The organism is Bradyrhizobium sp. P2_E8 (assembly GCF_056403875.1).
On record NZ_JBFUES010000782.1, the window covers coordinates 1 to 3,636 of the forward strand.

Below are 3,636 nucleotides of genomic sequence, written 5' to 3' on the forward strand. Positions count from 1 at the left end.
CCGAATGACCGCCGCGCCGATCGAAATCCCGATTGTAATCCTGGGGCGACTTATTCCTTGCCATTGCCTCTCGATACAGGCGCCCATCGTGGGATTGAGCGCCGCCGGGACCGCAGCCGTCGACGGGGAGCGAACGCCCCTGCGCCGGCATTGCCGCCATACCTCGAATGTTCCTGCTGTTCGTCATTTCGCCCCGGGAGCGCGTTCAACGAGCAGTGGGGTGGTGCGTGGAATTCCTTGTAACCATACTCCGGCGCCATCAGACTTGCCCAGCCGAGGGCACGATTCCGGCACACCGGACGAGAGCTGCAATACCGCTTTGGTTGACCCGCCGAAAGCGTCGAAAGGAAGGCGTATGTCCAAGAAATCCCAAAAGAAATCGTCCAAGACGCCCTCCGGCATTGCAGCGGCTAAAAAGAAGGCCCCGAAAACCCTGGCAACGACTCAAACAAAGTCCGCGAAAACACAGCGGACACCGGCAAGCAAATCAACCGCGAACATAGCAAAAGCAGCATCGCATGGCGCCGCATCGAAACAGTTAAATTCCTCCAGATCGGCCCCCGCGTCCGCGGCGAAGCCGGTCCTGACCGAGGGGCAGAAGGCCCCCGCCTTCCGCCTGCCCCGCGACGGCGGCGGCGCCGTCACGCTGTCGGATTATGCCGGCCGCAAGCTCGTCCTGTTCTTCTACCCCCGTGCCGACACGCCCGGCTGCACCAGGGAGGCCATCGACTTCACGCGCCTGGCCGACGCCTTCACCGCGGCCGGTACGGCGGTGATCGGTATTTCCGCGGATTCGTTAAAGGCCCAGGAGAAGTTCCGCGACAAGCACAGCCTCGGCGTTCCGCTCATCTCGGACGAGAAGCACGAGATGCTGGAAGCGTATGGCGCCTGGGGCGAAAAATCCATGTACGGCAAGAGCTTCCTCGGGATTCTTCGCACCACGGTGCTGGTCGGAAACGACGGCAAGGTGGCCAGGATCTGGCGTAACGTCCGGGTCGACGGCCATGCCGATCAGGTGCTGGAAGCGACAAGAAGTCTTTAACCAGTCCTTTAAATACGACTGTTCCCATTTCCGGAAAATTAACCATGACCGGCCCAGATTGCTGCGGCAATTAGGCCGTACGGACTCATCCGACCGGCGCGGGAGTGCCGATGTCGAAAAGTTCTGCCCAATACTCGCAGTACCCCCAACATCATCCTCACGACCACGGACGGCCCCTGCATCGCCGTCCAGCCGCCGCAGCAGCGGCAATCGCGCTCCCCCTGCCCGCGACCGACGATGCCTACACCATCGTCCATCACGGCAAGCAGGTCCGCCTCGGGCCCGTGGTGTTCTGGATCGTGGTTGGCACCGTCGTGCTGCTCGGGCTCTGGTCGGCCGCGACCGCCACGTACTTTGCCTTTCGCGACGACGTCCTGACCCGGCTGATCGCCCGCCACGCCGAGATGCAGTACGCCTATGAGGACCGCATCGCCGAGCTGCGCGCCAAGGTCGATCGCACCACCAGCCGCCAGCTGCTCGACCAGGAACAGTTCGACCAGAAGCTCGACCAGATCATGAAGCGTCAGACGGCGCTGGAGTCCCGGGCCACGGCGCTCGGGGCCATGCCTGACGTGACAGGCTCGATTCCCCGTTCGACCCCGCAGCGTGGCGACGCCGGCCAGAGCACAACGCAGGGCACGCCAAAGCCGTCGCCGATCAGCGACACCGTGATCTTCGTGGCGCCGCCGGATCGCGAAGCGCGGCTCGAGTCGCGCGCGCCGGCCGTCATGGCCCCACAGGCCAATCAATTCGCCAAGAACCAGGGTTTTGACAATGTCCTGGTCCGCCTCACGACCTCTCTCGATCAGGTCGAGCGTCGCCAGATGGCGGCGCTCAGCGCCGTCGAGGAAGGCATGGATTCGCGTATGCGCCGGATGCGCGGCGTCGTCAGCGATCTCGGCCTGAACCTCGCCAGTCTCGAAGCCGCCGTGCCGCGGACCGCGATGGGCGGGCCGTTCGTGCCTGTCAAGCTGACGGCCAATGCCGGGCCGTTCGAGAAGCAGCTCAATCGCATCAACGTCAGCCGCGCCGAGATGGATCGCCTCAACCGCACGCTGGCGCTGGTGCCCTATCGCAAGCCCGTCATCGGCGAGGTCGAGTTCACCTCGGGTTTCGGCGTGCGCAGCGATCCGTTCCTGGGCCGGCCGGCGATGCATACCGGCCTCGACTTCCGCGCCGCCACGGGCGATCCGGTCCGCGTCACCGCCAACGGCAAGGTGATCTCGGCCGGCTGGTCCGGCGGCTATGGCCGCATGATCGAGGTCGATCACGGCAACGGACTTGCGACTCGCTACGGCCATCTCTCCGAGATCAACGTCAAGGTCGGCGAGGTCGTGAAGATCGGCCAGGTCGTCGGTCTCGTCGGCTCGACCGGCCGCTCCACCGGTCCGCATCTGCACTACGAAACCCGCATCGACGGCGAAGCGGTCGATCCGCAGAAGTTCCTGCGCGCGGGCGTGCGCCTCAGCGCGGGCTAGCCCGTTACGCCTGACTACTGGCTGCGCTCGTGGCCGACTTCGCCGGTGATGACGTCGCCGAACAGCTCCCATGCCTGCCCGTTGAAGCGCATCAACTGCATCTGCTCGATCGGGAAGTAATCGTCGGACGAGGTGTTGACCATGATGCCTGGCAGCATCAGGTCGGTGTGGAAGTCCTTCAGGTTCGCGGCCTGCTTCATGACGTTCTCGCGGGTGAGATTGTCGCCGCACTGCTTGAGCACCTGCGCCATCGCCTCCGCCTGCACATAGCCATAGACGTTATTGGAGTTGGCCTTGTCGCCGTCTGGATAATACTTGTCCATGAACGCGCGCCATTCCACCACGGCCGGGTCCTTGTCCCAGGTCGGATCGGTCGGGTCTTTCAGATAGACGGTCGAGATGATGTCCTTGGCGTATTCGAGCCCGGCGGGCTTGAGCACCGAGGCAACCGAGGTTGCGGTGTTGGCGAGAAAGAACTTCGGCTTCCAGCCGAGCTCGCCGACTTTGCGGATTGCCTGCGCCGACCCTTTCGGCGCGGCCCACGAGAAGAAGATGTCGGCGCCGGAATCGTGCAGTGCGACGATCTGCGAGTCGATCGAGGGATCGCTGACCTCGTAGGACTTGTCGGCGATGATCATGCCGGCCTTGTCGCCGAGCCCGTCCTTCAGACCTTTGAACTGGTCCTTGCCGGCGTCGTCGTTCTGCCAGAACACCGCGATCTTGCCGTTCGGAAAGTTGTCGCGAATGTACTTTGCGTAGATCCGCCCCTCGCTCTGGTAGTTGGGCTGGAAACCCATGGTCCAGGGAAAGTTCCTGGGGTCACCGAACTTGGTGCCGCCGGAGGCGACGAAGAGCTGCGGCACCTTCTTGGCGTTCATGTATTTCATGATCGCCGAGTTCGAGGGCGTGCCGAGCGGCTGGAAGATCAGCAAGACCTCGTCGCTCTCGATCAGCTTGCGCGCCTGCTCGATCGCCTTTGGCGGCGAATAGGCATCGTCATAGCTGATGAAGTTGATCTTGCGGCCATTGATGCCGCCCTGGTCGTTGATCATCCTGAAGAACGCGGCCTCGGTCTTTCCGATCACGCCATAGGACGAGGCCGGCCCGCTATAGGGC

Annotated in this window: 3 protein-coding genes; 2 read left to right on the plus strand and 1 reads right to left on the minus strand. The window is 63.5% G+C overall.

Annotation, left to right across the window (positions count from 1 at the left end):
* Nucleotides 1-355: 355 nt before the first annotated feature.
* Together AC1D00_RS31700 and AC1D00_RS31705 are read left to right on the plus strand one after the other, a co-directional pair.
* A complete protein-coding gene (locus AC1D00_RS31700) occupies nt 356-1,042 on the plus strand; it encodes a peroxiredoxin (RefSeq protein ID WP_477013375.1) in 687 nt (228 codons plus the stop codon).
* A gap of 110 nt (nt 1,043-1,152) precedes the next feature.
* On the plus strand, nt 1,153-2,520 hold the full coding sequence (locus AC1D00_RS31705; RefSeq protein WP_477013376.1) for a M23 family metallopeptidase: 1,368 nt from the start codon (nt 1,153-1,155) through the stop codon (nt 2,518-2,520).
* A gap of 14 nt (nt 2,521-2,534) precedes the next feature.
* Here the strand turns inward: AC1D00_RS31705 and AC1D00_RS31710 are convergent.
* Nucleotides 2,535-3,636 (minus strand): ABC transporter substrate-binding protein (locus AC1D00_RS31710; protein ID WP_477013377.1); only part of this gene is annotated, 1,102 nt, incomplete at its 5' end.